Annotated in this window: 22 protein-coding genes; 17 read left to right on the top strand and 5 right to left on the bottom strand. The window is 61.0% G+C overall.

Features of this window, described 5'->3' with window-relative positions:
* The first annotated feature begins 1 nt into the window (after position 1).
* From cydD to G5229_RS04120, 4 genes are all read left to right on the top strand, one after another.
* Positions 2-1771, top strand: coding sequence for a heme ABC transporter permease/ATP-binding protein CydD (gene cydD / locus G5229_RS04135; RefSeq protein WP_421208601.1), 1770 nt, complete (start codon positions 2-4; stop codon positions 1769-1771).
* Positions 1764-3494: a heme ABC transporter ATP-binding protein/permease CydC gene (cydC, locus tag G5229_RS04130; protein ID WP_421208599.1), complete on the top strand. Its 1731-nt coding sequence runs from the start codon at positions 1764-1766 to the stop codon at positions 3492-3494. Before cydD ends, cydC begins: the two co-directional genes overlap by 8 nt.
* A 163-nt stretch (positions 3495-3657) precedes the next feature.
* The gene (rcsF, locus tag G5229_RS04125; protein WP_013723982.1) at positions 3658-4029 is read left to right on the top strand and encodes an Rcs stress response system protein RcsF; all 372 of its coding nucleotides are present in this window, start codon (positions 3658-3660) and stop codon (positions 4027-4029) included.
* 9 nt (positions 4030-4038) lie between these two features.
* Positions 4039-4425, top strand: coding sequence for a DUF488 domain-containing protein (locus G5229_RS04120; protein ID WP_421208598.1), 387 nt, complete (start codon positions 4039-4041; stop codon positions 4423-4425).
* Positions 4426-4585: 160 nt separating this feature from the next.
* Here G5229_RS04120 and G5229_RS04115 read toward each other — a convergent pair whose 3' ends face one another.
* The gene (locus G5229_RS04115) at positions 4586-5584 is read right to left on the bottom strand and encodes an NAD-dependent epimerase/dehydratase family protein (protein WP_421208596.1); all 999 of its coding nucleotides are present in this window, start codon (positions 5582-5584) and stop codon (positions 4586-4588) included.
* Between the two features lie 213 nt (positions 5585-5797).
* On the opposite strand from G5229_RS04115, the gene tsaA reads away from it, so the two are divergent.
* The 6 genes from tsaA (at position 5798) to G5229_RS04085 (ending at position 10751) form a co-directional block, all read left to right on the top strand.
* Positions 5798-6502, top strand: a complete 705-nt coding sequence (gene tsaA, locus G5229_RS04110; RefSeq protein ID WP_019445624.1) for a tRNA (N6-threonylcarbamoyladenosine(37)-N6)-methyltransferase TrmO — start codon at positions 5798-5800, stop codon at positions 6500-6502.
* 288 nt (positions 6503-6790) lie between these two features.
* Positions 6791-7339, top strand: coding sequence for a cytochrome b (locus tag G5229_RS04105; protein ID WP_421208593.1), 549 nt, complete (start codon positions 6791-6793; stop codon positions 7337-7339).
* A 230-nt stretch (positions 7340-7569) separates the two neighbouring features.
* Positions 7570-8244 carry a response regulator gene (locus G5229_RS04100; RefSeq protein WP_216953181.1) on the top strand — a complete coding sequence of 225 codons (675 nt, stop codon included), beginning with the start codon at positions 7570-7572 and terminating at the stop codon, positions 8242-8244.
* Positions 8244-9626, top strand: coding sequence for an ATP-binding protein (locus G5229_RS04095; RefSeq protein ID WP_216953180.1), 1383 nt, complete (start codon positions 8244-8246; stop codon positions 9624-9626). The genes G5229_RS04100 and G5229_RS04095 overlap by 1 nt, the downstream gene beginning before the upstream one ends.
* Before the next feature lie 181 nt (positions 9627-9807).
* Complete coding sequence (locus tag G5229_RS04090) at positions 9808-10296, top strand: TIGR00645 family protein (RefSeq protein WP_040065876.1); 489 nt, start codon at positions 9808-9810, stop codon at positions 10294-10296.
* Positions 10297-10502: 206 nt separating this feature from the next.
* Positions 10503-10751 (top strand): DUF3297 family protein, encoded by a 249-nt coding sequence (locus tag G5229_RS04085; protein ID WP_005347440.1) that lies wholly within the window; start codon positions 10503-10505, stop codon positions 10749-10751.
* 128 nt (positions 10752-10879) lie between these two features.
* On the opposite strand, the gene G5229_RS04080 is transcribed toward G5229_RS04085, so the two are convergent.
* Both G5229_RS04080 and puuR read right to left on the bottom strand, forming a co-directional pair.
* Positions 10880-12157 (bottom strand): NAD(P)/FAD-dependent oxidoreductase, encoded by a 1278-nt coding sequence (locus G5229_RS04080; protein WP_227342264.1) that lies wholly within the window; start codon positions 12155-12157, stop codon positions 10880-10882.
* Positions 12158-12202: 45 nt separating this feature from the next.
* Positions 12203-12739, bottom strand: a complete 537-nt coding sequence (puuR, locus tag G5229_RS04075) for an HTH-type transcriptional regulator PuuR (protein ID WP_337072501.1) — start codon at positions 12737-12739, stop codon at positions 12203-12205.
* Positions 12740-13157: 418 nt separating this feature from the next.
* Here puuR and G5229_RS04070 point away from each other — a divergent pair, with 418 nt between their 5' ends.
* The 5 genes from G5229_RS04070 to G5229_RS04050 all read left to right on the top strand — a co-directional run bounded on the left by G5229_RS04070 (position 13158) and on the right by G5229_RS04050 (position 19886).
* Positions 13158-14621 carry an NAD-dependent succinate-semialdehyde dehydrogenase gene (locus G5229_RS04070; protein WP_421208591.1) on the top strand — a complete coding sequence of 488 codons (1464 nt, stop codon included), beginning with the start codon at positions 13158-13160 and terminating at the stop codon, positions 14619-14621.
* 124 nt (positions 14622-14745) lie between these two features.
* Entirely contained in the window at positions 14746-16035 is a 1290-nt protein-coding gene (gabT, locus tag G5229_RS04065; RefSeq protein WP_421208590.1) for a 4-aminobutyrate--2-oxoglutarate transaminase, read from the top strand.
* Between the two features lie 367 nt (positions 16036-16402).
* Positions 16403-17752: an APC family permease gene (locus tag G5229_RS04060; RefSeq protein ID WP_227343014.1), complete on the top strand. Its 1350-nt coding sequence runs from the start codon at positions 16403-16405 to the stop codon at positions 17750-17752.
* A 647-nt stretch (positions 17753-18399) separates the two neighbouring features.
* Positions 18400-18540 (top strand): hypothetical protein, encoded by a 141-nt coding sequence (locus tag G5229_RS04055; protein ID WP_005338239.1) that lies wholly within the window; start codon positions 18400-18402, stop codon positions 18538-18540.
* The gene (locus G5229_RS04050; RefSeq protein ID WP_021230506.1) at positions 18540-19886 is read left to right on the top strand and encodes an APC family permease; all 1347 of its coding nucleotides are present in this window, start codon (positions 18540-18542) and stop codon (positions 19884-19886) included. Before G5229_RS04055 ends, G5229_RS04050 begins: the two co-directional genes overlap by 1 nt.
* 94 nt (positions 19887-19980) lie before the next feature.
* On the opposite strand, the gene G5229_RS04045 is transcribed toward G5229_RS04050, so the two are convergent.
* On the bottom strand, positions 19981-20355 hold the full coding sequence (locus tag G5229_RS04045; RefSeq protein WP_421171738.1) for a hypothetical protein: 375 nt from the start codon (positions 20353-20355) through the stop codon (positions 19981-19983).
* 250 nt (positions 20356-20605) lie between these two features.
* Between G5229_RS04045 and G5229_RS04040 the strand changes: the two genes are divergently transcribed.
* Positions 20606-21754, top strand: a complete 1149-nt coding sequence (locus tag G5229_RS04040; RefSeq protein ID WP_005359054.1) for a sodium:phosphate symporter — start codon at positions 20606-20608, stop codon at positions 21752-21754.
* A gap of 174 nt (positions 21755-21928) precedes the next feature.
* Entirely contained in the window at positions 21929-22399 is a 471-nt protein-coding gene (locus tag G5229_RS04035) for an FKBP-type peptidyl-prolyl cis-trans isomerase (protein ID WP_005347462.1), read from the top strand.
* A 64-nt stretch (positions 22400-22463) separates the two neighbouring features.
* Here G5229_RS04035 and ggt read toward each other — a convergent pair whose 3' ends face one another.
* The gene (gene ggt / locus G5229_RS04030; RefSeq protein WP_421208588.1) at positions 22464-24245 is read right to left on the bottom strand and encodes a gamma-glutamyltransferase; all 1782 of its coding nucleotides are present in this window, start codon (positions 24243-24245) and stop codon (positions 22464-22466) included.
* Positions 24246-24357 lie beyond the last annotated feature (112 nt).

Genomic DNA, 24357 nt, shown 5'->3' with positions numbered 1-24357 from the left:
AATGGATAAAAAAACGCAAAAACGTCTCTATGGCTGGTTGCGCAAGCAATCGAGTCACGGTCGCCGCTGGATCACGATATCCATCGCTGTTGGCCTTGGCCAGGGCATTCTGATAGTGGCGCAAGCCTGGCTGCTGGCGACCCTGTTGCACGGCTTTATCATCGAAGGCTCCACGCCTGAGCAATCCATCACACTCTTTATTACCCTGCTGCTGGTGACGCTTGGCAAGGCAGCTCTGGCCTATGGCCGCGAAGTGGCCAGTTTCAAGGCGGGCAGCGCGGTGCGCCAGACCATCCGCCAGCTGGTGCTCACGCGCTTAAGTCGCCTCGGCCCTGCCTATATCCAGCGCCGTCCGGCCGGTAGCTGGGCCAGCCTGCTGCTGGAACAGATTGAAAACATGCAGGATTTCTTCTCCCGCTATCTGCCGCAGATGGCCATCGCCGTCTTTATTCCGGTAGTCATTCTGGTGGCCGTGTTCCCGGTCAACTGGGCGGCGGGCCTTATCCTGCTGGGCACTGCGCCCCTCATCCCCATCTTTATGATCCTGGTGGGTGTGGGCGCCGCCGATGCCAACCGCCGCAACTTTCAGGCGCTGGCCCGTCTCTCCGGCCACTTCCTCGATCGCCTGAAGGGGCTGCGTACCCTGCAACTCTTTATGCGGACCCAAGCGGAAGGTGACGCCATTCGCGACGCCTCGGAAGACTTTCGCGAGCGCACCATGGAGGTGCTGCGCCTGGCATTTTTGAGCACCGCCGTGCTGGAGTTCTTCGCCGCCATTTCAGTGGCGCTGGTCGCCGTCTACTTCGGCTTCTCTTATATCGACCATCTGAACTTTGGTAGCTATGGGGTAAAGGTCACCCTCTTTACCGGCCTGTTCGTGCTGTTTCTCGCCCCCGAGTTCTATGCCCCTCTACGGGAACTGGGTGCCCACTACCACGCCAAGGCGCAGGCCATTGGCGCCGCCGAACAGCTGCTGGAATTCCTCGAAGCCGAGGTGAGCGAACCGGCCGCAGGCACAGCGCCGTTCCATGCCGACAGCCCGGTCAAGGTAGAAGCCAAAAGGCTTGAAGTGCTCAGCGCCGAAGGCAAGGTGCTGGTCGGCCCCATCGACTTCACTCTGGAGGCCGGTTCGCGTACCGCCCTCATCGGCGTCAGCGGCGCAGGCAAGAGCTCGCTGGTCAATGCCCTGCTCGGCTTTGCGCCCTATCGCGGTGAACTCAAGGTCAACGGGCAGGAGCTCGCCACCCTCGACATGAGCCAGTGGCGCCTGCAACTGGGCTGGCTCTCGCAAAACCCGCAGCTGTTCCACGCCTCCTTGCGCGACAACCTGCTGCTGGCCAAGCCAACGGCCAGCGATGCAGAGCTGGAAGATGCCCTGAAACGGGCGCAGGCGTGGGAATTTGCCATGGAGAAGGGTCTCGACTATCCGGTCGGCGATCAGGCAGGCGGCCTCTCGGTCGGTCAGGCTCAGCGCCTCGCCTTGGCGCGAACCCTGCTCAAATCAACCCAGCTGATGGTGCTCGATGAGCCGACCGCCAGTCTGGATCGCCACTCCGAACGCGCCATCATGAGCACCCTTGAGCAGGCGATGGCTGGCCAGACCCTGCTGATGATCACCCACCGCCTCGACCAACTTACCAAGATGGACAAGATAATGGTGCTGGCCCGCGGCCAGCTGGTGGAGCAAGGCAGCTTCCAGCAACTTAGTTCTGGGCAGGGGCTTTTTGCCCGCCTGCTCTCCCAACGTTCCGGAGGTTCTCTCGATGAGTGATCTGTTGCCGTTTCTGCGCCTCTATCGCCAACACTGGCTCAGCCTCACCATTGGTTTGCTGCTGGCGCTGGTGACCCTGGCCGCCGGCATGGGGCTGCTCTCCCTCTCCGGCTGGTTCCTCTCCGCCGCTGCCGTGGCGGGGATGACCGTTGCGACGACCCATGCCTTTAACTACATGACCCCCGCGGGCGGAGTGCGCTTCTTCTCCATCGTCCGCACAGCCGGTCGCTGGGGTGAGCGGGTAGTGAGCCACGACGCCACCTTCCGGGTTCTGACCCGGTTGCGGGTCTGGTTCTGGCAAAAACTCTCGCCGCTCTCCACCGGTACCCTGGCCGGTTTCCGTCAGGCGGACCTGCTCAACCGACTGGTGGCCGACATCGATGCGATGGACCACGTCTATCTGCGGCTGATCACCCCCATAGGCGCGGCCCTGCTCAGCACCGCCGGACTGGTCTTCTTCCTGTCGTTTTTCGACAGCCGTCTCGCCCTCACCCTGGGTGCCATTCTGCTGTTTGGCATGATCGCCCTGCCGCTGGTGTTCTACTTCCTCGGCCGTCGCCCCGGTCAGGCGCTGATTGCCGAAAAATCGACCCTGCGTACCCGGATGGTGGACTATCTGGATGGTCAGGCCGAACTGCAGATGTTTGCCGCCGCCCCCAAGGCGCTGGTTGAGCTGCAACAAGCCGAACAGGCGCTGCTCGTCGCGCAGGCCCGGATGGCCAAGGTAAGCGGGCTGGCCAACTTCTCGGTGCAACTGCTGAGCGGCTGGACCCTGACCCTGATGCTCTGGCTGGCCGGTCATGGGGTAGCGGGTGCGGCGCCCGACCCCATCACCGCACTGATGGTCTTTGCCACCCTGGCAAGCTTCGAGGCACTGATGCCACTGGCGGGGGCTTTCCAGCACCTCTCCACCAGCCTCACCTCGGCACGTCGTTTGAACGAGATCCTGCAAGAAGCAAAAGCCCCTGTGTGGGGCGACGAACAGACCCATGCCACCGCTGGCGCCCTGCAGATCAATGACCTCTATTTTGGCTACCCCGACAACCCTCAGCCGGTGCTGCGCGGCTGCACCCTGCAACTGCACGCCGGTGAGAAGCTGGCGCTGCTGGGCCAGACCGGCTGCGGCAAATCGACCCTGATGGGGCTGCTGACCCGTGAGTGGAGCCCGCAGGCTGGCAAGATCCTGCTGGGTGGCAAGCCGCTCACAGACTATAGCGAAGGGGCGCTGCGCGCCTCCATCTCGGTGGTGAGCCAGCGGGTGCATCTGTTTGCCGATACCCTGAGGGGCAACCTCAAACTGGCCGCCCCGACCGCCACTGACGAGCAGCTGATTGCGGTACTGACTCAGGTCGGACTGGCCAATCTGCTGGAAGATGAGGCGGGCCTCGACGCCTGGCTCGGTGACGGCGGCCGCCCCCTCTCCGGTGGCGAGCGTCGCCGTATCGGCATCGCCCGCGCCCTGCTGCACGATGCGCCGCTCTGGCTGCTGGACGAACCGACCGAAGGGCTCGATAGCCAGACCGAGCGGGAGATCATGGATCTGCTGTTCAAGCTTGGGGCAGATCGCACCTTGCTGCTTATCTCCCACCGCCTGCTGGGGATGGAGCAGATGGACCGGATTGCCCTGATGGAAGAGGGGCAGATCCGCCTCTGCGCCCCTCACAACGAGCTGCTGGCGGATGATTACTACCGCAGCCTCTATCAGCGGCTGGCTCCGGTTTGATATCAGGCTGATGGGGGGCACACCCTGACAACCGGGCGCAAAACGGGGCTGGTCGCCGCAGGCGGCTGGCCCCTATAATGTCCCCCTCATTATTCAACAAGATGCCGACATGGAGCGCCTGCGCATTTCTACTGTCCTCATCACCGACACAAGATACGAGACGATGAAACGCCTGATCCTGATGATGCCCCTGATTGCCTCCGGCTGTGCCAACTACGCCTTCAACAGCAATCTGGATAAAGAGAACTTCGACGAATACTTCAAACCCGGTAGCGTGCGCATCTATGAACAGGATGAGCTGGCTGACCTCAACTACCTCTACCTTGGCACCATCGAGGGTGAATCCTGCCAGGCCGATGCCAACCAGCCGGTGCCCAACGCCGGTGAAGCGCGCACCCTGGCCCGCCGCCGCGCAGCCGACATGGGTGGCAACGGCGTCACCATCGACAAATGCGCCGAATTCAGCGACACCCCGGGCTGCCTGAAACAGGTGATCTGCTACGGGCAGGCGCTGAAAGTGGCCGAAGAGAAGTAACCCGCTGTCATGGCCCTTGCTATCGTTCGCCTTGGCAGCCCGCGCCAGCCCGATGAGGGGCTGCGGATCGGCACTGTGCGCCGCCCGCCCCGCGGCGTACCCAAGAGCGAATTTGCCAACCAGCATTGGTACGATGTCTGGTTTCCCAACCTGGCCCCCAGCAGCGAGACCATGAAGCTGGGGCAGGCAGCCGAGACGCCCGCCCAGTGGGCGGCGTTTGGCAAACAGTACAAGGCCGAGATGGCGCAACCTGCCGCCAGGCACGATCTGGCGCTGCTGGCCGCCCTCTCTCATACCACCAACCTCTCGGTCGGTTGCTACTGCGAGCAGGAGTCGCGCTGCCATCGCGCCATCTTGAAAGAGCTGCTGGTAGCCGCGGGGGCCGCCATTCGCTAACTCGGCGAGCGACAACGATGGGATGGGGAATCGCGTCAGCCTCTATTCGGCAACCATCAGACATTGGATAGACAGAGAGGGCAACCCGCAGGATGCCCTCTCTCGTTGTGTTCGCGCTATCGCAGCAATTTTCGGCAGCAGCGGCTCGATGCTCCCTCTCCTATTGCAGACTGGGCTCCAGCAACTGCTGCCGCAGCGAAATCTCCTCTGCCTGAGTCATGGCATGTTCCGCCACCTCGGCGGCAGGCTCGATGGCCAGCCAATGAGCAAGATCGGCGGCGGTCTCCTCCAGCGGCCGGAAGTTCAACCCGTGGACGATGGCCGCCTCGGCGCTTATAGAGCCGTAACCGGCAAACTCCGCCTGCGCGCAGGGCAAGAGGGTGGGATAGCTCTGCCAGGGCTCGATTCCGGCCGCCATCAGGGTCGACCAGGGCAACCACTCGGACTGGATGGGGCTAGCTGGCTGCAAGCGGGCGCTCAACCGCTCCAGCCAGTCACTCAGGGTAATGCCAGGTTTGAGCAGGTTGAAGATGCCCGATAGCTGCTGCTCGGCCGCGCGCAACACAAACTCGGCGCAGTCGCGCACATCGAGATACTGCAAGCGATCCTCGCCACTGCCCGGCAGCAACCAGGGCCCGCCCTGCTGCACCCGCTTAATCCACCAGGTCATGCGCCCGGTAGGATCATGGGGGCCACACAACACGCCCGGGCGAAGGATGCAAAGCCGCTCGCCCCAGCGGGCACGATACTCCTGCTCGCACAACACCTTGAGCGGGCCATAGTCAGTGGGCATTTCCCCTTCGGGGATAGCATGCAGCGGCGCCGACTCATTCATCCCGGGCATTGAGAAATCGCGATAGACGCTGATGGTGGAGATAAAGATCAACCGCGCGCAGCGCCCGAGCAAAGCTGCCGAGAGGCTCGCCGCCTGCTCGGGGCGATAGCAGCAGGTATCGATGACGAGATCCCACTGCAACCCGGCCCCTTGCAGGGCGCTCAGGCTCTTGTCCCTGTCGCCGGTGAGCTGCACCAGATCGCGCCAGTCCGGATGCTGGTGCAGGCCGCGGTTGAACAGGGTCACTTCATGGCCCCAATCCAGCGCCAGCGCGGTGAGGTGGCGCCCCAAAAAGCCGGTGCCACCGATAATCAGCAGTTTCATCCCTCTCCCTCCCCCTTCAGCGCGAATGCGCATATTTCATCCTGACACGCCAGTTGCCTCCACCCTACGCAACTTGGTGCGCGGGCACAGCCCCCGACTGGCCGGGATGGGACAGGGATCACGGCAGCGCCGCAGAAAAGGGCGTATCGAGGCCAAGCCTGCGTTTTGGGGCTGTCTGTGCTAAATTGCCGGGGTTTTCAGTCAGGATCCGCCATGAAGTTCGAAATCGACACCCTCGGGATCATCCGCTCTCCCTACAAGGAGAAGTTCGCCATCCCCCGCCAGCCCGGACTGGTCAAATCGGCCCGCGCCCGCCTCGAGCTGCTCCCCCCTTACGATCAGCCGGATGTGCTGCGCGGCATCGAGCAGTTCTCCCATCTGTGGCTCAGCTTCGTCTTTCATCAGACCATGGCGCAGGGCTGGCACCCGACTGTGCGCCCGCCGCGCCTTGGCGGCAACGAGCGGGTCGGCGTCTTTGCCACTCGCTCCACCTTCCGCCCCAATCCGCTAGGGCTCTCGGTGGTCGAGCTGCACGGGATCGGCCGTGAGCGGGGCAAGCTGTGGCTGGAGCTGGGGGCGGTGGATCTGCTCGATGGCACCCCCATCGTCGATATCAAGCCTTATATTCCCTATGCCGACAGCCTGCCGGATGCCCGTGGTGGTTTTGCCCCCGACGCCCCCACCCCGCCGCTGGCGGTGAGCTTCAGTGCCGAGGCCGAGCAGCAGTTGCAACCCTGGCTCAAGGCCCATCCCGAGCTGCGCCAGCTGGTGAGCGAAGTGCTGGCACAAGATCCGCGCCCCGCCTACAAGAAGGGCAAGCCCGATGAGAAGGAGTACGGGGTGCGGCTGTTTGACTGCAACGTCCGTTTTCGCATCAGCGAGCCGGATTGCGTGGTGCTGGCCATCGAGCCCGCCTGAACCTTGGCGGGCTGACATCACTGATGCTATTTCACGCCTTCTTCACGTCACAAGGGGCTTAATGAGCCTGTAAATTGTGTGGCATTGATCAGACTATCCACCCGGTTGCCAGTGATACCATGCAGACAGCAGAGGGCATCTCCTCTCTGACTGATGCCAGCGGCAGACTGCCGGTTGATGGCAAGCATGGCAGCCCGGCTATTGCCGCCAAGGGATCAGGCCTCGCCCCGACACGCTTGAGTGCGGGGATGCCACACGGATGTGACAACACTTCGAAGGAACAAACCTATGCTGATGAACAGTGAACAACGTTATGGCACCCTGAATATCGGGCTGCACTGGCTGACCCTGTGGGCCATGATCGCCGTCTACGCCCTGATCGAATTTCGCGATATCTTTCCCAAGGGGGACCCTGGCCGGGATCTGATGAAGGAGTGGCACTTTATGCTGGGGCTGCTTATCTTCGCCCTGGTCTTTGTCAGACTGGCCCTGCGCTGGATGAGCCCGACACCCCGTATCGTGCCCGAGCTATCCCCGCTCATGCACAAGCTGGCAAAACTGGCCCACCTCGCCCTCTACGGTTTTCTTATTCTCACCCCGCTGTTTGGCTGGCTGCTGCTGAGCGCCGCGGGCAAGCCCATCCCCTTCTTCGGGCTTGAGCTGCCTGCCCTGCTTTCCCCAAGTCCGGATCTCAAGGGACTGATCAAGGAGGTACACGAGACGCTGGGCAATATCGGTTACGCCCTGATCGGCCTGCACACGGTGGCGGCCCTCTATCACCACCATATTCTCAAAGACAGCACCCTCACCAATATGCTGCCGCCGCGCCGCAGCTAACAAGCAGCAGAACAAAAACAGAAGGGGCACACATTGCCCCTTCTGTTTTTTGAACGCGACAAGACCGGTGTCTCTGAAGCGGCCCACTGCTCAGGCCTCTGACAGGTCTCTACAAGCAGAACGCCTTATGATTCAGTCCCGATACAGGAGCTGCACGATAGGATTCGAATTGACTCAAAGCGACATACACTTTCTAATTGACAGTCTGGACCCCTATGACCGTTCACATCATGAAAATTCTGTTGGTCGAAGACGACAAGCTGCTCAATCACCACCTCTCCTCTCTGCTGACCGAAGCCAACAATCAGGTATACAGCACCGATCAGGCCGGAATTGCGTTGCACTATGCCGCCGACTACCCCATTGATGTGGCGATCATCGATCTCGGTCTGCCCGATATGGATGGCTTGCAGTTGATCCGCCAACTGCGCGAACGGCAGATCCCCTTCCCCATCATTGTGCTGACCGCCCGTGGCAACTGGCAGGACAAGGTCGAAGGACTGGAGGCGGGGGCTGATGACTATCTGGTCAAACCGTTCCAGAAAGATGAGTTGCTGGCCCGCCTCAATGCCTTGATGCGCCGCAGCGCCGGCTTTATCTCCCCCAGAGTGAAGGCCGGTGATTACGAGCTGGATCTCTCCCGCAAGGAGCTGACCATCGATGGTGAAGTGGCAGTGCTCACCAGCTTTGAATACCTGATTCTGGAGTACCTGATGCGCAACGCCCGTCAGGTGGTCTCCAAGCAGCAGTTACTCGACCAGCTCTACGGCGATGGAGAGGGGGATCCCAACACCATAGAGGTGATGGTGAGCCGCCTGCGCAAAAAGCTGGATCCGGAAGGGACGATTCAACCCATCTCGACCATCCGTCGTCAGGGCTACATCTTCAACCTCTCCTGTAGCTGATGCAGTTTCATCTGCCACGTCCCATCAGGATGCTCCGCAGCTCTCTGCACATCAAACTGCTGCTCAGTTCGCTGCTGGTCATCGCACTGAGCATGGGGTTCGCCGTCTATGCTCTCTACCTCGGCCACATGGAGGAGCAGAGCCAGAAGGCGAGCGCCGGCATGCAGGAGAACCTGGCCAAGATGTTCTCCTCTACCAAGCCAGTCAACAGCGAAGCCACCGAGATCGGGCGCATTTCCCGCCAGGTCAGTAACAGCAATCTCGATACGCTGATCTGTCGTGCCGATGGCGAGCTGATTTGGTCGAGCCTCCATATGCCGGAGGTGATCAAGGCCAAACAGACCATCTGTCGGGACCTGATGAAGTATCTGGGGGGAATGGATCTCGACTACTTCTTCAAGAAGCACACCATCAAGAACGGCGAGAGCTACTTTGTCTACAGCCTGCGTTTTACCCGCAATCCCGGCAGCGGCACCACAGCCTACTACGTGGTGATGATTGACTCGGCCAAACGCTATCACGAAGAGTCCCGCGCCTACCTCTACCAGACGGCCAAACAGGCGTTGCTCGCCTATCTGCTGCTTGCCGGGCTGCTGCTGCTCACCACCTTCTGGAGCCTCCGCTCCCTGCGCACTATCGCCAATCAGCTCGACGATATCCGGGCAGGCAAGCGGGATGCTATCGCCCATGATTTTGAACGGGAGTTGGCCCCGCTGACCGACTCCATCAACCAGTTGCTGGAGAACGAACGCCAGCAGACCCAGCGCTACCAGCATGCCCTCAACGATCTCGCTCACAGCCTGAAAACACGGCTGGCGCTGATCCAGATCACCACCCGCGAAATGAAGCTGGGGAGGGAGATCCACGACAACATCAATGAACAGATCCTCACCATGGATCAGATGATCCAGTACCAACTCAGACGAGCCGTCACCGGTCGCCAGCGCCTCGCCAGCAAGGGCACCGAGCCGGTACCGCTCATCGAGAAGCTGCTGGCCAGTCTGGCCAAGGTCTATCGCCACAAGAAGCTGCAGACCCACTTCCAGTTCGATGATGATGCCCTCTTCCACGGCGAACAGGGCGATCTGATGGAACTGATGGGCAACCTGCTCGACAACGCCTGCAAATTTGCCATCAGCGAAGTGAAGGTGACGGTACGCCGCCATCTCGATCGGTTACGCATCGAGGTAGAAGATGATGGCCCGGGCATCGATCCGGCCAAATCGGAGCAGATCTTTCAGCGTGGCGTGCGCGCTGACAGCTCGCCCGGCCAGGGCATCGGTCTGGCTGTCGTGACCGAGATCGTTCACAGCTACGGCGGCCAGATCCGGGTCGATGAATCTCCCCTCGGCGGTGCCCGCTTTACCCTGGATCTTCCCTGACACCGGATGGGCAAGGCCACGAGCCCTGCCAACCGCTCCATCGCCCTCCCCGGGGTTAAAAAATCCTGCCTGGCACCACCCAATTCAGCAATATGCTATCGAGATGCTTGAGATGTGAGGCATCTCGGTTAAGCTATGGCCGACTCGTTTGTTAACCATTTGATGGATCTTTAATCGCACTATGGAAAACATGTTTGAAAGATTGATGTACGCATCCCGCTGGATCATGGCCCCCATCTATCTTGGGCTCAGCCTCATACTGCTGGCACTGGGGGTGAAATTCTTTCAGGAGATCCTCCATATCCTGCCCAACATTCTGGAGATGAAAGAGGTGGATCTGGTGCTGGTCACACTGTCGCTGATCGATATCACCCTGGTGGGGGGACTTATCGTGATGGTGATGTTTTCCGGCTATGAGAACTTCGTCTCGCGCCTCGATGTAGGGGATGAGAGCGACAAACTGGTGTGGCTCGGCAAGCTCGATGCCGGCTCCCTGAAAAACAAGGTCGCCGCCTCCATTGTCGCCATATCCTCCATTCACCTGCTCAAGGTGTTTATGAATGCCGAAAACCTCCCCAACGACAAGATCAAGTGGTACCTGCTGATCCACATCACCTTTGTCCTCTCGGCCTTCGCCATGGGCTACCTCGACAAGCTGACCCGCAAATAGAAGTCAGCCTGTAATAGACGCTATGCCCGATAACGCAATCCGGATCGGGCATAGCGGTCGCCCCGAGCTGGGGATGGATTGGCAACGGGGATAAGCAAGTCACCAACATAAATGGCCGCCCGCCTTGGCCGGTATTGTGGCCGCCTTGAATGCCATGGCGGCATTCTCTACAATGACCCACTTTTTATTCATTTCGGGTTATATCGATGAGCGATACCAGCACCAAACCGGCTCTGCCGGATCACCTCTCCTGCAATCCCCGCAGCCCTCACTATGTGGCAGCCTGCTTCGAGCACCCGATCGGTATTCGCCTGAACGGCAAAGAGCGCACCGATGTCGAGGAGTACTGCATCAGTGAAGGCTGGGTGAAGATCCCCTCCCCCAAGGCGCTGGATCGCCGTGGTCAACCCATCCTGATCAAACTCAAGGGCACCGTCGAAGCCTATTACAGCTAATCGCGGCAACCCGCTTCGGGTAAAACAGAAGGCCACCCTCGCGGTGGCCTTCTGTTTTTCGGCATTTGTGCTGGCATCTGCGCTCGCATCGTCGCCAGCACCAGACCATATTTCTCGCCGGGCAGCCCTTATACCCCCAACCGATCGCGCAAGGTGTACCAGGCGGCGCCCGCGGCGGTGAAGGGAATGCGGAACAGGCGACCGCCCGGGAAGGGGTAGTGCGGCAGCTTGGCAAAGGCATCGAAGCGCTCCGCCTGACCGCTCAGCACCTCGGAGAGCAGCTTGCCCGCCAGATGGGTACAGGTGACACCGTGGCCGCTGTAGCCCTGCATGTAGTAGATGTTGGGGCCGATGCGACCAAACTGTGGCAGCCTCGACAGGGTGAGCAGGAAATTGCCTGTCCAGGTGTACTCCACCTTGACGTCTTTAAGCTGGGGGAAGGTCTTGAGCATCTTGGGGATGATCAGCCGCTCGATATCTGCCGGATCCCGTGCGCCATAGACCACGCCGCCGCCATAGATCAGCCGGTGATCGGCGCTGGTGCGGTAGTAGTCGAGCAGGTAGTTGCAATCCTCCAGGCAGTAATTCTGCGGCAGCAGCTCGCGGGCCCGCTCCTCCCCCAGCACCTCGGTGGCGATCACCTGGGTGCCGCAAGGCATGCTCTTGCCGGCAAGCTCGGGCACCAGATTGCCGAGGTAGGCGTTACCGGCCACCACTATGTAGCGCGCCTTCACCGCTCCTTTGGCGGTCTTGACCAGAGCAGGCTGGCCCGGGGTGATGCTAGTAACGGCAGACTGCTCGAAGATCTGCCCACCCTGCATGCGGATCGCTTCAGCCTCGCCGAGAGCCAGATTGAGGGGGTGAATATGGCCGCCGCTCTTGTCGAGCAGGGCGCCGACGTAGCGATCGCTCGCCACCACTTCGCGCACGCCTCTGGCATCGAGCAGCTCCAGCTTGTCGTTGCCCCACTTCTGCCAGCGCGCCTGCTGCGCCTTGAGCTCGTGGAACTGTTTCTCGGTCTCGGCGGCAAAGACGCCCCCCTCCTGCAGATCGCACTGGATGTTGTAGCGTTTGATCCGCTCGCGGATGATCTGCCCCCCCTCAAACAGCATGGAACCGAGCAGCCTGGCCTGATCCGGCGGGCAGTTCGCTTCTATGGTGTCAATGTCGCGGCTGTAGGAGTTGACTATTTGGCCGCCGTTGCGGCCGCTGGCGCCAAAACCGATCCGGGCTGCCTCCAGTACCACCACCTTGTAGCCCTTCTCCACCAGATGCAGGGCACTGGAGAGGCCGGTATACCCCGCCCCGATGACGCAGACATCGCACTCCAGCTGCTCGGTCAGTGTCGGGTAGGGCGCGTGTTTATTGGCGCTGGCTGCGTAGTAACTGTTTACATGTTCGGTCATGATCCTGTTTCCTTACCGGTTTGGTTGGCAAACCCTATTCCAAGATTAAAAACTGGCCGGGGTATGGGCACTGACGATGCGACAGGTCTCCCCCGACGGATTGCTGAAGCTGTGGGGTTCGCCTGTGTCGATTACATAGCTGTCACCCGCCTCCAGCTGATAACTCTCTCCTGCCACGGTCAGGATCACCGAACCCTCCAGCACAGTGCCCACCTCTTCTCCCTGGTGGGTCACCTGACCACCGGTGTCGGTGCCCGGGGGGTAGGTCTCCAGCATAAAGCCGAGCTGGCGGCGGTTGTTGCCGTTGTGCACCAGCTTCATCGAGACCCCCTGACTGCCCAGCTCGATCAACTGATCACCCTTGATCACCACCTGCGGCGGGCGACTCAGCTCCTCTTCGGCAAAAAAGCGTGACAATGGCAAGCCATATACGGTGAGCAGCTTTTGCAGCGAGGCGACCGAGGGGCTCACCTTATCCTGCTCGATCATGCAGATAGCACCGTGGGTCAGGCCGCTCAGCTCGGCCGCCCTCCGCTGGGAGAGCCCCAGTTGATGACGCACCGCCGCCAGCCGCTCCCCCATGCTAGCCTGCCGTGCAGCCCCCTGACCGGAGCGGGTACTGCTGCTCTGGGTTGGCGCCCCGCTCATGGCAGGCCTCCGCCATCGATTCCCTTGTCACGTTGGTACATTGGCCACCTCCCTGTTGCCACTGGTTAAAATAGCGGACCAGCCATGGCATCACTGTTTGCTATCTTACACAGCCTGGCGTTCATTATTTTGCACACCACTTATCGTGCGATACCCTGTTCATCTGGTTAAACTGCGCTACACAGCCCAATTTCTAGCATGCAACACACCAACAATTCAAATATATTTAACACTTGAAAAACATTTGCGCTCAATTTATGGTCTCTCTGTGCTTATTATTTTATACGGCAGCAGTACAGGATGAGCCGCATCATCGCCACCTTGCTGCCAGGTTTCATCATCGAGGCTTGCCATGTCCGCTACCAGTTCCAATCAAAGCTTGATCAAATCCCGTGCCTATATAGCTGGTCACTGGTGCGAGGCCGCCAGCGGCCGCACCTTCGAGGTGACCAATCCTGCCAGCGGGGCCGTCATTACCCAGGTGCCCGACATGGATGCCGAGGATACCCGCCGCGCCATCGCGGCCGCCCACGCGGCGCAACCCGCCTGGGCTGCGCTGACCGCCAAGGAGCGCAGCAACAAGCTCTACGCCTGGTTTGCCGCCATCACAGCCCATAGCGACGAGCTGGCGCGCATCATGACCTGCGAGCAGGGCAAGCCGCTGGCGGAAGCCAAGGGCGAGGTGGCCTATGGCGCCAGCTTTATCCAGTGGTTCGCCGAGGAGGGCAAGCGCGCCTACGGCCGCACCATCCCGGGTTTTAGCGGCGATCGCCGGCTGGCCACCATCAAGCAGCCGGTCGGGGTAGTCGCCGCCATCACTCCGTGGAACTTCCCCATTGCCATGATCACCCGCAAGGCGGGCCCTGCGCTGGCAGCGGGTTGCACCATCGTCATCAAACCCGCCGCAGAAACGCCGCTCTGCGCGCTGGCGCTGGCGGTGTTGGCCGAGCAGGCGGGCATCCCCGCCGGTGTCATCAATATCGTCACCAGCCATCAGGCGAGCGCGGTGGGCAACGAGCTGTGCAGCAATCCGGTGGTGCGCAAGCTCTCCTTCACCGGCTCCACCCGCATCGGCAAGCTGCTGATGCGCCAATGCGCCGACACCATGAAAAAGCTGTCGCTGGAGCTGGGCGGTAACGCCCCCTTTATCGTCTTTGACGACGCCGACCTCGACGCCGCCGTGGCCGGGGCACTCGCCTCCAAATACCGCAACGCCGGGCAAACCTGCGTCTGTGCCAACCGCATTCTGGTGCAGGCCAGTGTCTATGACGCCTTCGCCGAGAAGCTGACCGCTGCCGTCAGAGCCTTCAAGGTGGGAGATGGTATGGCGGAGGGCACCCAGATCGGCCCGCTTATCAACCCGGCTGCCGCCAGCAAGGTGGCCGAGTTGGTGCAGCAATCAGTCGCCGCCGGTGCCGAAGTGCTGCAGGGGGGCGAAGCCCACCCCGCCGGCCCCCTCTTCTACCAACCCACCATTTTGGGCAAGGTGGATAAAACCAACCCCATCCTGCAGGAGGAGATCTTCGGCCCGGTCGCCCCGCTGGTGCGCTTCGAGACGGAAGCTGAAGCCATCGCGCTGGCTAACGATACCCCTTATGGGCTCGCCGCCTACTTCTATGGCCGCGATATCGCCCGTGTCTGGCGCGTCGCCGAGCAGCTTGAATACGGCATGGTCGGCATCAACGAGGGGATCATTTCAACTGAGCTGGCTCCCTTCGGCGGCATCAAGGAGTCAGGTCTGGGCCGGGAAGGGGCCGCCGAGGGGCTGGAGGAGTATCTGGAGACCAAATATCTCTGCTTTGGCGCCATTCGCTAGGGCAGTAAAACAGAGACGACAGGCCGCCGATCTGGCCCGATGGGCTGTTCGGCGGTAATGGGCGCCAGATCGCCCACCACATTTTCAGGGAATATCCGGGGCTGCGGCCCCTCAGGGAGGAAAGATGAGTCAGTCAGAATCAAACAAGGCGTGGCAAGCACGCCGTGAAGCGGCCGTGGTCAACGGCGTCGGCACCCTGCTGCCGGTCTTTATCGACCGTGCGCAAAATGCCGAGCTGTGGGATGTGGAGGGCAACCGCTACATCGACTTTGCCTCCGGCATCGCCGTGCTCAACACCGGCCACAACCACCCGAAGGTGGTGGCGGCGGTGCGCGAGCAGCTGGAAAAATTCAGCCACACCTGCTTTCAGGTCACCCCTTACCCGGGCTATATCGAGCTTGCCGAAAAGCTCAACGCCCTGGTGCCCGGCCCGACTCCGAAACGCACCCTGTTTCTCTCCACCGGTGCCGAGGCAGTCGAGAACGCCATCAAGATCGCCCGCGCCCATACCGGTCGCAGCGGCACCATCGCTTTCAAGGGGGGCTTTCACGGCCGCACCATGATGGGGATGGCGCTCACCGGCAAGGTGGTCCCCTACAAGACCGGCTTTGGCCCCTTCCCGGGTGAGGTCTACCACATCCCCTTCCCCGCCGACTATCTGGGGGTAAGTGAAGAGGATGCCCTGCACGCCCTCGATCTCTGCTTCAGCGCCGACATCGAACCCTCCCGCGTTGCCGCCATCATCATCGAGCCGGTACAGGGAGAAGGGGGCTTCTATCCTGCCTCCGCGAGCTTTATGCAAAAGCTGCGCAGCATCTGCGATCAGCACGGCATTCTGCTCATCTGTGACGAGATCCAGAGCGGCTTCTGCCGCACCGGCAAGACCTTCGCCACCGAGTATGCCGGCATCGAGCCGGACATCATGACCCTGGCCAAGAGTCTGGCGGGGGGCTTCCCGCTCTCTGCAGTAGTCGGCAAGGCAGAGATCATGAATGCCGCCAAGCCGGGGGGCCTGGGTGGCACCTATGCCGGTTCCCCCATTGCCTGCGCCGCCGCGCTGGCGGTGTTGCAGGTGATCGAAGAGGAGCAGCTCAACCAGAAGGCCCAGGCGCAAGGTGAGCAGATCAAGGCGGGACTGGAACGCATAGCCGAGCGTTTTGACTGCATAGGTCAAATTCGTGGACCCGGAGCCATGGTGGCCATGGAACTGGTGAAACAACGTGATGCCAGCCGGCCCGATCCCGACCTAACCAAACGTCTGGTGACCGAGGCGGGCAAGCGCGGTCTGATCCTGCTCTCATGCGGGGTGCGCGCAAATGTCATCCGTTTTCTCGCCCCCCTGACCGCCCCTGCGGCAGTGATTGACGAAGGGTTGCGACTCCTTGAAAAATCGCTGGAGGCCGTGCTGGACTGACCAGCAGGAAAGCAATCGCTAACCTGTGCAAAAAAATGCAGTTTCGCCCCCCTTTTTTACTTGTCAAGGGGGCCCTGCAAATGCACAATGCGCCGCCACTGCAAGGACCGGTATCACCACATCTCACCGGTCCTTTTTTGTGCAGCGAACAAACCCATAAACGAGGCCGGATAACCCCCGGAAAAGATAGCGAGATTGGCAGCAATCTCCCGACACCACATTCTGTGAGGAACAACATGGGGCATCTCTATGCTTTCCTGCCGGCTCTGACCGGCGCGCGCCACCCCGGCGCCCTTGATTCCCGGGCCTCTCTCCCGGTTTCGTTGATGGAGTGTGCCGCCCTGGCACCGCGTGAGGAACAGGCATGATGAACGCCCAACCGGTTGGTCTGAAAAAGACCCTGAAACTGTGGCAGGTCGTGGTCATGGGTCTTGCCTACCTCACTCCCATGGCGGTATTCGATACCTTCGGCATCGTCACCGAAATTACCGAAGGCCATGTGCCGACCGCCTACCTCTTTGCCCTCATCGGCATGTTGTTCACAGCCCTGAGCTACGGCCATCTGGTACGCAAGTTCCCGTCGGCAGGCTCCGCCTATACCTATGCCCAGAAGGTGTTTCACCCCTATGTCGGCTTTATGGTGGGCTGGACCTCCCTGCTCGACTATATGTTCATGCCGATGATCAACATGCTGCTGGCCAAGATCTATCTGCAGGCTCTCTTCCCCGAGGTGGAGCCCTGGACCTATATTTTTGGTCTGGCGGCGGTGATGACCGCCCTTAACCTGCGCGGTATCAAGCTGGTGGCCAACTTCAACAGCCTGATCGTCATCATGCAGTTCAGTATTATCGCCGTCTTCATCGGCCTGATCGCCTGGGGCGTCCACAACGGTGAAGGGTTGGGGACCGTGGCCAGCAGCCGTCCCTTCTTCTCCGAGCAGATCAACATCTCGCCGTTGTTGATGGGTGCCTCCATCCTCTGTCTGTCGTTCCTCGGCTTTGATGCCATCAGCACCCTGTCGGAAGAGACACCGGACGCGGATCGGGTGATCCCCCGCGCCATCGTGCTGACGGCGCTGATCGGCGGTGTGCTGTTTGTCAGCACGTCCTACTTCCTGCAGCTCTACTTCCCGGACATCTCCCGCTTCAAGCAACCGGATGCAGTCCTGCCGGAGATCGCTCTCTATGTCGGTGGCAAACTGTTCCAGGCGGTGGTACTGGTCTGCACTACGGTGGCGGTGCTGGCCTCGGGACTCGCCTCTCACGCCGGGGTGTCGCGCCTGCTTTATGTAATGGGTCGTGATCGCGCTCTGCCGAGTCGCTTCTTCTCCTATGTGCATCCGAAGTGGCAGACCCCGGCATGCAATGTGCTGCTGGTCGGTCTGCTGGCCCTCTCCGCGGTATCGTTCGATCTCGAGATGGCACTGGCACTGATCAACTTTGGCGCCCTGGTGGCCTTCACCTTCGTCAATCTGGCGGTGATTGCCCACTTCTATGTGAAGCTAGGCCGCAACAAGTGTCTCAAGGATCACCTGATGTACCTGCTGCTGCCGCTCTGTGGCGCCGCCTGCATCGGGGTGTTGTGGCTCAATCTGGAACCCGCCTCCTTCGAGCTGGGGCTGATCTGGGCGGCGCTGGGTGCCATCTACCTGTTCCTGCGCCTCACCGTGTTCCGCATCCCGCTACAACCTGCTGACAAGGTGGAGATCGCCCAGTAATCGCGGCTCAACCATACCGCCATACAAAACAAGGAGCCTGCGGGCTCCTTGTTGTTTTTGCGGCGAGCTGGTTGCCAGAAACGCGGTTTCTGCAGGAAGTGTGACTGATTTCAAATAACTACCCAGCCGGACCGCTCGCCGTGCCATGGCCCGAGCCGCGTCGCCTCCTATCATTAGTCACTAATGTGAATGGATATGCAATAACTCTTTTTCCATTTCACCCCCTCCCATCCCCCGCCAGCCGATAAGATCGCTGGACTCGAGCCCGGGGGAACGCCGGCAAATATGATCAGGATCAATGTTGAGGCGCTATGCCCCCTGCAGCCCCAATTTGCCGACTTTTCATACGTTACGACAGGGTTCTCTTCCCCCCCGAAAAGGGGGGAGCGGCTCGGGGACGGCTGCCGGGGGCGAGTGACCACTTACCCGCCCCCTGCGTATGCAAAAAAATGCGTTAATCCGCCCTTTTTTGCTTGTCAAGGGGGCTGACCGAATGCACAATACGCCGCCAATAAAGGACCGATGTTCACTGCGACATCGGTTTTTCTATTTTGAAGTGCAGTACAAACCCACCACAAGAGGCCGGAACATTTCCGGAAGTGATATCCGAGATTGCCAAACAATCTCCCGACGTTGAGAGGATAACAATGGGGCGTTTTAATGCTTTCCTGCCGGTACAGCCCGGTATGCGCCTCCCCGGCGCCCTTGATGTACAGGCTTGCGAATCCATCGTATCCCTGCGCTCGTTGCAAGCACGTGCTGCGGCACTGATTGAGGAGAAAGCGTAATGGCATCGCAAAACGCCAAGCTGCTCAAGACCCTTACCCTGACACAAGTTATTGTGATGGGTCTGGCCTATCTGACCCCCATGGCTGTCTTCGACACCTTCGCCATCGTCGGTGACATCACCGATGGCCGGGTCGCCACCGCCTATCTGCTGGCTCTGGGTGGCATCCTGCTCACCGCTTTCAGCTACGGTCATCTGGTACGCAAGTTCCCCTCTGCGGGCTCTGCCTATACCTATGCCCAGAAGGTGTTCAACCCCTACGTCGGTTTCATGGTCGGCTGGTCATCCCTGCTCGACTACATGTTCATGCCGATGATCAACATTCTGCTGGCCAAGATCTACCTGACCGCCATGTTCCCGGGCGTCGAGCCCTGGGTGTTCATCTTCGGTCTGGTGACCGTGATGACCTTCCTGAACCTGCGCGGCATCAATCTGGTGGCCAACTTCAACGGTCTGATCGTGGTGATCCAGCTGGCCATCATCACCCTCTTTATCGGCCTGATGGCGTGGGGCATCTACCACGGTGAAGGGGCTGGCACCCTGATGAGCAGCCGTCCGTTCCACTTCGAGTCAGCACAGCTGGTACCGCTCTTTACCGGTGCCACCATCCTCTGCTTCTCGTTCCTGGGCTTTGACGGTCTCAGCTCCCTCTCCGAAGAGACCCCGAACGCTGGCAAGGTGATCCCCAAAGCGATCGTGCTGACTGCCCTTATCGGCGGCATCATCTTCGTGGTGGTCTCTTACTGCCTGCAGCTCTACTTCCCGAGCCTCGCCCGCTTCCAGCATCCGGATGCAGTACTGCCGGAGATCGCCCTCTACGTTGGCGGCACCTTCTTCCAGTCCGTAGTGCTGGTCTGCACCACGGTCGCGGTACTGGCCTCCGGCATGGCGGCTCACGCCGGTGTGTCGCGCATCCTCTACGTGATGGGTCGTGACCGCATGATCCCGGAGCGGGTATTTGGCTACATCCACCCGAAATACCGTACTCCGGCTATCAACGTGCTGATGGTGGGCGGTCTGGCCCTCTCCGCCGTGTCGTTTGATCTGGATACCGCGCTGGCGCTGGTCAACTTCGGCGCACTGGTGGCCTTCAGCTTCGTCAACCTGTCGGTGATCGGTCAGTTCTGGGTGCGCGAGAAGCGCAACAAGACCCTCAAGGATCACGTCATCTACCTGTTGATGCCGTTGCTCGGCGCCGCCACCATAGGTGCTCTGTGGATCAACCTGGAGCAGAGCTCGCTGGAGCTGGGCCTGATCTGGGCGGGCCTCGGCGCAACCTATCTGTTCCTGCGTCTGGCGGTGTTCCGCATCCCGTTCCGCCAGTACGAAGAGGCGGCTGACGCCTGATCCTTTGCGGATAATGGATAGACAGAAGGGGAGCCATGGCTCCCCTTTTTGCTGCCGGTCTGTGGCCGGTCACACGGGCTTGGGCCCGGTCTGCTTACTGCTTATCCAGTACGGCGGTCGCCGCAGCCTTGAGCGGATCGCGAGCGATGCTCTTGGCATCCTGCTCCGCCTTGTGCAGCTGCTGGTTTGCCTTGTCCATCTTCTGCTGCATACCGTTGCCGCTCTCCTTGAGGTCGGCACGCTTCTCGCCCAGCAGGTCGGTGCGGCCTTTTTGCACCTCAGCTTTCACCTTCTCTTTCTCCTGCTTCACCAGCTTGCTGGTATCACAGTTGCCCTTGACTCCCAGAGTGGCATTCACCGCTTCGTTTTTGAGGGCCTTGTCGAGGTTGCAGTCGGTTTTCAACAGGCTGGCCTGTGCCCCTGCCGAGAGCAGCCCCAGCGACAGAGAGAGGATCCATGCACGCATCATCTTGTTTACTCCTGCTTGCCAATAAAGGGGCGCAGTGTAGCGATCACATTCCGGCTGACAAGGCGGCAGTGCTTTCGTCCCCCCCTTTTGCCACCCCAGAGCCAACCGGCTCGGTCAGCGCCTGTCGCCGCAGTTCGTCGTCATAAAAACATCATCGAAATGTCACGTTGTCATATTTCTGTCATTAACCACTGATTAAATGCGCGGGTCATCAACAACCCAAGACGGAACGACCGTCTCAAGAGGCTTTATGCAACACCATCACTCCTTGTCACAGCCGCCCGCGACCCGCGCCCTGTTCAACTGGATGAGTGTCATCGTACTGGTCTACCTGATCCTGGTTGCCGTGGGCGCCATCTCCCACGGCTTCAAAGATTTCTCCGGCGGCGCCGAGGGCGCAGCCCAGATCTTCGCCTTTGCCAACAACCCCTTTGTCGCCCTGCTGCTGGGTATTCTCGCTACCGCGCTGGTGCAATCCTCCAGCACCGTCACCTCGGTGATCGTCGGTCTGGTGGCTGGCGGCCTGCCCATCAGCATGGCCATCCCCATGGTGATGGGTGCCAACCTCGGCACCACCATCACCAACACCATCGTCTCCATGGGCCATGTGCGGGATCGCGCCGAGTTCCGCCGCGCCTTCGCCGCCGCCACCGTGCACGACTTCTTCAACCTGCTGGCGGTGTTCATCTTCCTGCCGCTGGAGCTGATGTTCGGCCTGCTGCAACACAGCGCCGAGTGGCTGGCCAACCTGCTGGTAGGCTCCGCCAACATGTCGATGAAGGGCATGGACTTCATGAAGCCGCTGACCGCACCGGCCCAGCAGCTGATTGACAGCGCCGTCGCCTTCCTGCCGGGCAAGGGTGCCGCCATCGCCACTATCGTCATCGGTATCCTGCTGATCCTCGCCTGCGTCACTTATCTCGGCAAAGTGCTGCAACAGGTACTGGTTGGCCGTGCCAAAGAGGTGCTGCACAAGGCGCTGGGCCGTGGCCCGCTGACCGGCATCACCTCCGGTGCGCTGGTGACCATCATGGTGCAGTCCTCCTCCACCACTACCAGCCTGATGATCCCGCTGGCCGGCGGCGGCGTGTTCAGCACCCGTCAGCTCTACCCCTTCACTCTGGGGGCCAATATCGGGACCACCATTACCGCCCTGCTGGCTGCCACCGCCATCAGTGGAGCCGGTGCCCAGCTGGCCCTGACCATCGCGCTGGTCCACGTGCTGTTCAACCTCTTTGCCGTGGTCATCATCTATGGCATCCCCTTCCTGCGCGACCTGCCGGTGCGCGCCGCCGAGGGGCTGGCCCGGGTAGGCAGCGAGAACAAGCTGCTGGCTCTGGGTTATGTAACGGGTCTCTTCTTCGCCCTGCCCGCCCTGATGATGGTGGCCGCCAAGTAAGCGCAGCTGCCATGAAAAGGGGCGAGTCAGCGACTCGCCCCTTTTTGCGTCCAGCTCGCCGGGCTTTGCCTTCCCGCTCACATCCTCCCGCCCTGTGGCTCGCCATCAGGGGCGGTGCGCGATAAGATGGCGTCCTCATTGCACTTTTTACATTTCATGGAACAGGAAAAACCGATGAAATTCATACTGATCGCGCTGCTCATCGCCGGTGTGGCCTACTACTTCTACTCCAGCAGCAACAACAAGAAGCTGGCGGCTGACAACGTGCGGATTGGCGCCGAGTTCCTCGCCAGCAACAAGGAGAAGCCGCTGGTAACCACCACCGCCTCCGGCCTGCAGTACGAAGTGCTGACCCCGGGCACCGGCACCGTTCACCCCACCGCCACCAGCAAGGTGAAGGTGCATTACGAGGGCAAGCTGCTGGACGGCACCGTCTTTGACAGCTCGGTCGCCCGTGGCGAGCCCATCGAGTTTGGCCTCAATCAGGTGATCGCTGGCTGGACCGAAGGGGTACAGCTGATGGTGGAAGGTGAGAAGACCCGTTTCTACATCCCCGCCAACCTCGCCTACGGCGACCGCGCCGCTGGCAAAATCCCGCCGGGATCAGTCCTGATCTTCGACGTGGAGCTGCTGGGTATCCAGTAAGCGCTCCGTCACGCTCCATCAACAACAAGGCCAGCATCATGCTGGCCTTGTTGCTATGGGAATCTCACTCCCCCTTGGCGATCCCTTCCCGGCGCGGATCCGCAGCGCCAAACCAGCCGCCAGCGTTGCGCTCAACCCCCTGCAGGCCGGAGGTCTGCTCGTTCAATACCACCTCGTGTCCCCTCTCCTTCAATCCCTCGACCACCGACATGGGGGTGCGTCCCGCTTCCAGCTCGGTGGGGCCGTTGCGGCTGCCAAAGTTGGGCAGGTTGATGGCCTGTTGCAGGTTCAGGCCCCAATCCTGAGTACCGAGCAGGGTCTTGCCCACATAGTTGATGATGGCGGAGCCCCCCGGCGAGCCCAGCGTCATGGTCAGCTCGCCGCTTGGCTTGTCAAACACCAGCAGGGGTGACATGGAGGAGCGGGGCCGCTTGCCCGGCTCCACCCGGTTTGCCACCGGCAGACCGGCGGCATCCACCGAGGTGAAGGAGAAATCGGTGAGCTGGTTGTTGAGCAGGTAGCCGTTGACCATCTGACGCGATCCGAAACCATCCTCGATGGAGCTGGTCATGGAGATGGCCATCCCCGCCTTGTCGACGATCGAGACATGGCTGGTAGAGGGGAGTTCCGGGGTCGCATCCTTGCCGCGCGCCAGCGCCAGTGGCGGCGTACCGGGCTTGGCAATCCCCATGGAGTGCTGACCGACAAGCTTGCCGCGCTCGGCCAGATAGCCCTTGTCCAGCAACCCCTGCACCGACACGCTGACAAAATCGCTGTCGGCGACGTACTGGTTGCGATCGGCGAAGGCCAGACGCGCAGCTTCGCTGTAGAGGTGGATAGCCTCGCTGGAGGCAGCCAGTCCCCCCTCCTTCGTGGTGATCGGCTTGAGGGCAGCCATATCACGGCTCTCCAGCATGCCGAAAATCTGGCCGAGCGCCAGAGTGCCGGACGAGGGAGTGGGGAAACCGCAGATCTTGCTCTGGCGATAGTCAAAGCAGAGGCCATCCCGCAGTTTGGCCTGATAGCTGGCCAGATCGGTGGCCGCCAGTACCCCGGGATTGGTGGGATGCTGGCGAACCTTGGCCACCATGGCATCCGCCAGCGGCCCCTGATAGAAGGCATCCACCCCCTCTGTGGCCAGAGTGCGCAACACCCTGGCCAGCGCCGGGTTGGTCAGCCGGGTGCCCGCCGTTTTGGGGCTGCCATCCGTCTGATAGAAATAGGCTCGCGCCTGCGGATCCCGTGCCAGATAGGGATCCTTGGCCAGCAATGTGGCCAGCCGTGGACTTATTACAAATCCTTGTTCTGCCAGCGTGATGGCGGGCTCGAACAGCGCAGCCCAGGGCAACTTGCCATAACGCTGATGGGCCAGTGCCAGAGCGCGCAGGGTGCCGGGAACGCCGACCGAGCGGCCCCCGACCACCCCGTCATAAAACGCCAGCGGCTTGCCATCTTGCATAAACAGCTGGTCGGTGGCGGCAGCCGGCGCCGTCTCGCGGCCATCCACCGCACTCACCTTGCGGCCATCCCACACCAGCAGCAGCGTCCCGCCACCGATCCCGGAAGATTGCGGCTCCACCAGCGTCAACACCAACTGCACCGCAATGGCGGCATCGACAGCACTGCCACCGGCCTTGATGATCTGGTAGCCCGCATCCACCGCCAGCGGGTTGGCGGCCGCCACCATGAAATCATGGCCCTGCCAGCCCTGTTTGTCGGTCCAGCCACTGGCGGCTTCGGGTGCGATCAGGGTCTGGGCTGGCGGGGTGTAGTGAAAGCCGTTGTCACTGGCACAACCGGCCAGCAGGGCAAGGGCGACAGCCAGCCCCAGAGGTTTGCGCAACATGACACTCTCCTTGTCTGTTTTATGACCATGAAGAGGGACTATGTCACGATTGGCGCTGACAGCTCAAGTTATTGAACCAGATCAATATCTTACTCATCTATCAATAATGGCA

Source organism: Aeromonas sp. 602396, assembly GCF_049173735.1.
Taxonomy (GTDB): Bacteria; Pseudomonadota; Gammaproteobacteria; order Enterobacterales; family Aeromonadaceae; genus Aeromonas; species Aeromonas veronii_A.
Note: the sequence above shows the minus strand (reverse complement) of the source record. Positions and strands in the feature narration are given on the sequence as shown.

Coding starts and splice junctions, on each gene's coding strand:
- G5229_RS04105 (WP_421208593.1), top strand. CDS start 6,791: ATGCTGATGAACAGTGAACAACGTTATGGCACCCTGAATATCGGGCTG.
- G5229_RS04040 (WP_005359054.1), top strand. CDS start 20,606: ATGCAACACCATCACTCCTTGTCACAGCCGCCCGCGACCCGCGCCCTG.
- ggt (WP_421208588.1), bottom strand. CDS start 24,245: ATGTTGCGCAAACCTCTGGGGCTGGCTGTCGCCCTTGCCCTGCTGGCC.
- G5229_RS04050 (WP_021230506.1), top strand. CDS start 18,540: ATGGCATCGCAAAACGCCAAGCTGCTCAAGACCCTTACCCTGACACAA.
- G5229_RS04120 (WP_421208598.1), top strand. CDS start 4,039: ATGGCCCTTGCTATCGTTCGCCTTGGCAGCCCGCGCCAGCCCGATGAG.
- G5229_RS04115 (WP_421208596.1), bottom strand. CDS start 5,584: ATGAAACTGCTGATTATCGGTGGCACCGGCTTTTTGGGGCGCCACCTC.
- G5229_RS04045 (WP_421171738.1), bottom strand. CDS start 20,355: ATGATGCGTGCATGGATCCTCTCTCTGTCGCTGGGGCTGCTCTCGGCA.
- tsaA (WP_019445624.1), top strand. CDS start 5,798: ATGAAGTTCGAAATCGACACCCTCGGGATCATCCGCTCTCCCTACAAG.
- cydC (WP_421208599.1), top strand. CDS start 1,764: ATGAGTGATCTGTTGCCGTTTCTGCGCCTCTATCGCCAACACTGGCTC.
- puuR (WP_337072501.1), bottom strand. CDS start 12,739: ATGGGGGAGCGGCTGGCGGCGGTGCGTCATCAACTGGGGCTCTCCCAG.
- G5229_RS04100 (WP_216953181.1), top strand. CDS start 7,570: ATGAAAATTCTGTTGGTCGAAGACGACAAGCTGCTCAATCACCACCTC.
- G5229_RS04080 (WP_227342264.1), bottom strand. CDS start 12,157: ATGACCGAACATGTAAACAGTTACTACGCAGCCAGCGCCAATAAACAC.
- gabT (WP_421208590.1), top strand. CDS start 14,746: ATGAGTCAGTCAGAATCAAACAAGGCGTGGCAAGCACGCCGTGAAGCG.
- rcsF (WP_013723982.1), top strand. CDS start 3,658: ATGAAACGCCTGATCCTGATGATGCCCCTGATTGCCTCCGGCTGTGCC.
- G5229_RS04055 (WP_005338239.1), top strand. CDS start 18,400: ATGGGGCGTTTTAATGCTTTCCTGCCGGTACAGCCCGGTATGCGCCTC.
- G5229_RS04090 (WP_040065876.1), top strand. CDS start 9,808: ATGGAAAACATGTTTGAAAGATTGATGTACGCATCCCGCTGGATCATG.
- G5229_RS04060 (WP_227343014.1), top strand. CDS start 16,403: ATGAACGCCCAACCGGTTGGTCTGAAAAAGACCCTGAAACTGTGGCAG.
- G5229_RS04035 (WP_005347462.1), top strand. CDS start 21,929: ATGAAATTCATACTGATCGCGCTGCTCATCGCCGGTGTGGCCTACTAC.
- G5229_RS04085 (WP_005347440.1), top strand. CDS start 10,503: ATGAGCGATACCAGCACCAAACCGGCTCTGCCGGATCACCTCTCCTGC.
- G5229_RS04095 (WP_216953180.1), top strand. CDS start 8,244: ATGCAGTTTCATCTGCCACGTCCCATCAGGATGCTCCGCAGCTCTCTG.
- G5229_RS04070 (WP_421208591.1), top strand. CDS start 13,158: ATGTCCGCTACCAGTTCCAATCAAAGCTTGATCAAATCCCGTGCCTAT.
- cydD (WP_421208601.1), top strand. CDS start 2: ATGGATAAAAAAACGCAAAAACGTCTCTATGGCTGGTTGCGCAAGCAA.